Source organism: Magnetococcales bacterium (assembly GCA_015231925.1).
GTDB lineage: Bacteria > Pseudomonadota > Magnetococcia > Magnetococcales > JADGAQ01 > JADGAQ01.
In genome coordinates this window covers 1-6,119 of the sequence record JADGAQ010000224.1, presented here as the reverse complement: position 1 = coordinate 6,119, position 6,119 = coordinate 1, and the positions used below count along the sequence as shown (strand labels likewise).

The window sequence follows — 6,119 nt, the reverse complement described above, 5'->3', positions numbered from 1 at the left end:
CGCATCTGCTCCACCCCGAAGGGACGGCTGGTGACCACCAGGGGACACTTTTCCCAACGCTTCACCACATCCTGCACAATGGCGATCACCCGACGGCGCAAGGCCTCGTCCGCCACCTCGTCCAGCCCGTCCAACAGCAGCAGCACCTCTCCTTTCTCCAACCGCTTGCTCCAATGGCGATTCCAGGCTGTCGGCTCCTCCGGCTTCGTGGTCTCGGCAAGCAAGTCCAGCAAGCGGCGTCCGTCATCCGGAGGAGTGGGAGCGGCATCCCTGGCCAACAACGCCGCCAGTTCCGACAGACGCAAAAACAGGGGCAGCAGGGGCGGTTTGCTCTCGGAGAGCCCCAGATGGCGTCCGCGCCAACTGCCCCCATCCGGACAGGAGTGGCCCAACTGATCGCGGCACAACATGGCCACCGCCAGCTTCAGAAAGGTGGTCTTGCCCGCTCCCGGTTGTCCCTCGATCAACAACCGATGATGGCTGGCCAGCAGGTGGGCCAGGGAGAGGGACTCCTCTGTTTGCTCCAGAAGTTGCCCACGTTTTTTGGCAACGCTGACCTCTCCCCGGCTGCGCAAGGGGGTGTAGAGGGCCTCGATGGGATAACGCCCCGCATCCCGACTGCGCCCCGCCCCCGAACCGATGCCGCGAATCTCCATCCACGCGGTCTTGTCCAACTGGGTTTGCAGCCAGGAATCAAGATCGACCGAAGGCTGCGGAGCCGTTTTGCCCCCGAAGGAACGGACCAGCAGACCCTCGTTGTCCTCATGTTTTTCATAACGCTGATCCCGGTCGAAATCGTAATGTTCCCCGCCCCGTTTCACCCGCAGCATGGGCCAGAGTCGCATCGCCCCTTCCGGGGTGAGACAACCCCACTGGTAGCCCATGCTGCGACTCTCTTGGGCTGTACCGTATTTCTCCAACCCGAACAGCGAGGGGGCCATCAAATAGAAACGTCCCGCATCGCCATAACGACTGACAAAGGTGGAACCCCCCGTATGGTCGTGACCGTGGAGATTGGCGATAAAGCGTTCAGGACGATAGACGGACTCCAGAAAGTGGCGTTGCGTTTCTTTGGAAAACCAGGACAGAGGGTGATGAGTGAGCAACAGCGTGTTGCGCCCTTCAAGAGCCGCATCGACATCCTCCGTCCCCAAAGCGGCGGGCAATTGGCGACGGAAGAGTTCCAACTTGCCGCGACAGTCACCCTCCATGAAATGGGACCAGGAGGAATTGAGCCCCACCACCGTCAAGGGAGGTAAATCGGGCCGATCCAGGCGTAGCGAAAAATCACCGGGAAAGGGCGATTCGGTGTAGAAGCCCGCCCGATCCGGCAGAATATCCCTTCGCAACCACTCCAGGTAGTTCTTGAACAGGCCATGAAAGGGGGTAGGCGTGTTCTGCCACAGACTCTCTTCAAACGGTATGGCATAACCCTGCCATGCCTCGGTGCCAAACATGAACGGCAAAGGAGCCAGAGTGGCGGTTGTAGCCTCCTGCCGCTCCAGATCATGGTTGCCGGGCACGGGAACAACCAGCGGCGCATCCCCACCCACCGCATCGAAAAGCCACTTCTTCAGTTCCGTCAGAAAGGCGGTAACCTGTTCGAACTGGGCTTTCTCGCCCTTCCAGGTGAGATCCCCGGTGAGAAAGATCAGATGGGGCGGCCCCAGGCGTTCGGCCAGGGACTGCACACTCTCCCGGAACTCACTCCGCACCTGCCACCAGAGTTCCTTCCCCCGACACCCCATATGCATATCCGACAGATGCAGCCAACGGATCGTCTTCTTACTACTCATGTCTCACCACCCCTTCGGGGAAATCGGGTCTATAATCGAGGTCTACGCATAAACCTCGGTCAAAATCTTCTGCTTCACCACGTTGTACAGATCCACTTCCACTTCCGGTGCCTGAATCGACACGATCAGGGCGTAGCGGGCCTTGTTCTCATAACGTTTCAGAAAGGCACGGGATTTCCACCATCCTGACACGGGAAAAACCCCAAGGACGCCGAGTTGCGCCAGCTTCGCCGCCTCGCCCTGCCAGATGTCCCCGTGCAGCGAGCCGTGATGACGCAGATTAGAACCGAGGATCCAGTCCGGATCGGTCTTTTCACCCGAACGCACCCCCTCCTCCTCGTCCTGCGCCAGTTTGTTGATGCGGGCGCGAAACGCCTTCGTGGTTTCGGTGGGGCGCCTGACCTGAAAACGCAAACCGTGGGAGGCATAGCGATCCGGACCCCGGAAACCAAGCACCCCCGGATTCGGCTCGATGAAGTAGGAAAGCGTCACCCGCATGGTGACCGGGGTCGCGCCAAGGCGTTGCAACTCGTCGATGGGCCAGGGCAGGTCATACAGATTCATGTCCCGTACGGACACACTGCCATTTCTTTTTTCGAAGGGTTGCAGCGTGTCCTGGGCAACCAGGGTCAGGGAGTTCCCGGCACTCCACATGGCGCGCGTCACATTCGGAACCCCGAAACCACAATGGCGCAACAGATGCCCGTACCGCTGTTTATCCGTTGAACCCACCAGCAACATGTCACGCATGGCAGGCGTCCATTCCGCCGAATGGACCATCAAGGCCCGAATGGTTTCGGGCCAGAAGTCGGGGTAGTGGGCCATCAACTGCGCCGCCATGCGAGCGGCAAGGGCCGTGGCGGCGCTGGAGGCTTCAAAGGTGGTAAAGGATCGCTCTTCCGGTCGATAATGGGTGGTCAGCAGACTCAAATCCGCCATGGTGTAGGCAGTACTCCGATCCTTGGCCGCGTTGCCCCCTTCGAAGACCACATCCGGCTTCAAAGGCCAGACCTTGTCCCAGGTGAGCGAGGTGGTGCTGAAAGGACTCAAGGCCCCCTCGGCGGCAATCGCGGTATAACCCGGAGCCACCCGCGTCTTTTCGGTATAAGCCCCCACCGTCAGGGCGTTCCAGGCCTGTCCGGGGTCGTGAATACCATCGGTGGCGTTGCTGGCCGGATAGTGGAACCAGACCCCGTTATCCGACACATTGCCGCCGGCCTGCACCATCAGCCTCGGCGACCGAGCATCGTTGTGAATATCGGCAGCCAAGCCGTCGATGGCGGCGGACCAGGCGGAAGGTCGACCCCGGTCCCGGCTGTCCGTGGCGGTGACCGCCATGGCGAAGACCCGAGGCCGGTACGGAGCCTGAATTTCGGGGCGGGCCACCGCCTCCTCTGTCAGCCAGCCATAAGACGCACCGTCGTTGTCACCGTCCCGACGCAGCAGCTTGACCGATTCCAGCCGATGGTCGATGAATACGGGGGCACGACTTGCCAGAACCTCGGTCAAATCGCCATACACCGCCAGACCCGCCATGCCGGAGCCGTGCCCCGCCTCATCCGCCGTGCCCCACCCCGGTTCGACGCTGTGAAGATCCTCCCGACGCAACACCGGCTGCAACAGGGGGTGTCCCCGGTTGACTCCGGTATCCAGCAGGCAGATGTGGGGGGAATTCCCACCTCCGGTAACGTGGCAGCGACTCCGCAGCTCGTCCAGCCACGCCCCCTGTTCCAACGGGGCGAGCGTATCGAAAAAGTCGGCCCCCTCCTTGGCGCGACGCAGTTCGGCGATGGTATTGAGCAGACGCATGGAACGGGTCATCTGCCCCCGGCTGCCCCGCATCAGAAAGACCCATCGTTCCAGAAAATGCAGAATCCCCGGAACCACCTTAAAGCCGAGATCACCGGCCAGTTGCTGAAAATGGCTCAACGCCTTTTCACCCTTCCTCCGAAGGGGCAGCCAAACCTCCCAGGAGATGACCTCCTCTTCCGAAGCGGGCAGAAGTTCGGGGGAATCGGTCCACAACGAAAGCAGCGCCGCCTGCCGGATCTCTTGAATGGTTTCCACCAGAGCCTGATTTTTCGGATGGCCTTCCGGATGCTCTTTCGACGGTTCGGTATCCTTTTCCAGGTAATCACGAACCAGGGTTTCGAAGTGGCCCAATTTCCTCTCGGGCACGAAGACCGTGGCAAAGGTCCGCTCTCCCTCCCGGCGCACGTTGAGAACCTCGATACCCTGTTGTCGGCGGGCAAGACTCTCGAAGGCCAGTTCAATGCCGGGCGGACTGCGAAATTCAAGACGCAGTCCGGGTTCAAGGATGGCGTGGGAGTGTTGTTCCTCAAGAAGCGGAACGGCCTCTTCCTTCAGGCGGGAAAGCTGGTTCAGCAGGGCATGGCCGTGACGGGCGCGGTTTACCGGAGGGAGGGCGGCTTTGCCGCCACCACCCGGTGGGAGGAAGGACTCGGGGCGGGCGAACCCCTTCAGCTCCAGGTGGCGACGATCATCTTGCATCATGAATATCCCGGAAATTTATGTCGTATCAATAAAATGTCCATTGCGAAGGGCTTTGCGTTCATCCAAAAGGCTCAGAAGCTCATCCTCGGTAATGTGCTGCCGATCATGAATGATGGCGTCCTTGATGGCGTCTTCCGCAGCGCGAACGATTTCGGCATAACTCAACCCGGCGGCAATGGCCGCCAGATGATCCCATCGCATCTCCTGGGATGTAAAATGAAGCAGTCGTTCCCGTAAAGTCAACTCGATTTCGTGCGCATCGGGCATGACATAGTCGATCACATCATCGAAGCGGCGAAACAGGGCGTGATCCAGAATTTCCGGATGGTTGGTCGCGGCCAGGATGATGCTTTGGGAAGCATCCTGTTCCAACATCATCAAAAAGCTGTTGAGAATGCGCCGAATTTCGCCAACGTCATTGTTCAGACCCCGTTGCGAGCCGATGGCGTCGAATTCGTCGAAAAAGTAGAGGCCGCGCCGCGCCGAAACGGCGTCGAACACCTGCCTCAATTTGGCGGCGGTCTCCCCCATGAACTTGGTGATCAGGGCATCGAGACGCACCTGAAACAGCGGCAAACCCAACTCCCCCGCCAAAACCGCAGCCGTCAGAGTCTTCCCCGTTCCCGGCGGACCAACCAGCAGAATCTTGCGACGAGGGGTCAAACCATGCTCCTGAATTTTGGCCAGATTCTTCTGCTCCCGCACCACGCGCAACAGCCGGTTGCGCACCGCTTCCCGCAAAATCAGACCGGAAAGCCGGGCCGTCGGAAAGGAGACCTCCAGCAACTGCGCCAATTCACCACGCGGCTGATTGAAAACCAGAGGTTTCCGACTTCCACCCTCCTCGGAACGGCGCAATTTGGCGGCATCGATCATCTCCCGCAGCTCCTCGGCCACTTTCCCGTGCCCGAGCCGGGCTTCGTGGGCCGCAACCTGCATGGCCACAGCGAAAAAGTGCCCCTCATCGCCATCGATGTGCGATTTCAGCAAGGCTCTGATCTGTTCGGCGCTGGCCATTCCGTACCCCATTTAACATAACGATTTCCTGCGTATTATTATAACAGGTTTGCCATCACAAATCAACAATTTATTGCCCGACAAACCCGCCCGGCCCCGACCCGACCCGTCCCAGACCATCCCTGGACCAAGGACCGAAATTGATATAACCTGAGATACATCCTCGCACAAGAACGTGGCCTGGCGCAGGCAGGCCGTCCTCCAAACATGAGGCACGCCATGGATATCTGGCCGTTGCTGGACAAACTGCCCTTCTTTTCGACCTTCACCGATGCCGAAAAGACCAAATTATTGAAAATGGATTGTTATTTCGCAACCTTCGCCCCCGGGGAATACCTGATGCGGGAGGGCGTGGTGGACAACAACGCCCTCTTCGTGCTGCTGAAAGGACGCGCCCAGGTCACCAAGAATTCCAACCCCAAAACCGTCATCGCCACCCTGGAACGCGGCATGGTCGTCGGCGAAATCTCCTTCCTCACCAATCAGGCCCGCACCTCCAACGTCATGGCCACCGAACCCATGCTCTGCTTCACCATCAACAACCAAACCATGGAAGAACTCACCTTCCAATTGCAACACAAGATCAAGGACCGCCTGATCCTGCTGCTGGTCAATCGACTGCAAAGCAAAGACAAGGAACTGCTGGCCCTGATGGGCTGAACAATGCCATCACCCCCCGGCAATTCGGTGATGCCGTGAGCCAATCAAACGGACGATTGGCCCACGGCATCACCAATGGCTGGCTCGCTCTTTGGCCATCCTTTTCGGGAAAAGGCCCCCGAAAAGGATGGC

General features: G+C 59.5%; 4 protein-coding genes. 1 reads left to right on the top strand and 3 read right to left on the bottom strand.

Going from position 1 to position 6,119, the window contains the following annotated elements; genetic code table 11:
- From HQL56_17545 to HQL56_17535, 3 genes are all read right to left on the bottom strand, one after another.
- Positions 1 to 1,796: metallophosphoesterase (locus tag HQL56_17545; protein MBF0311323.1), on the bottom strand; the 1,796-nt coding region annotated here is incomplete at its 3' end.
- A gap of 42 nt (positions 1,797 to 1,838) precedes the next feature.
- Entirely contained in the window at positions 1,839 to 4,310 is a 2,472-nt protein-coding gene (locus tag HQL56_17540; protein MBF0311322.1) for a S8 family peptidase, read from the bottom strand.
- A gap of 15 nt (positions 4,311 to 4,325) precedes the next feature.
- Positions 4,326 to 5,327: an ATP-binding protein gene (locus HQL56_17535; GenBank protein MBF0311321.1), complete on the bottom strand. Its 1,002-nt coding sequence runs from the start codon at positions 5,325 to 5,327 to the stop codon at positions 4,326 to 4,328.
- 219 nt (positions 5,328 to 5,546) lie between these two features.
- Here HQL56_17535 and HQL56_17530 point away from each other — a divergent pair, with 219 nt between their 5' ends.
- Complete coding sequence (locus tag HQL56_17530) at positions 5,547 to 5,987, top strand: cyclic nucleotide-binding domain-containing protein (GenBank protein ID MBF0311320.1); 441 nt, start codon at positions 5,547 to 5,549, stop codon at positions 5,985 to 5,987.
- The last annotated feature ends 132 nt before the right edge of the window (positions 5,988 to 6,119 follow it).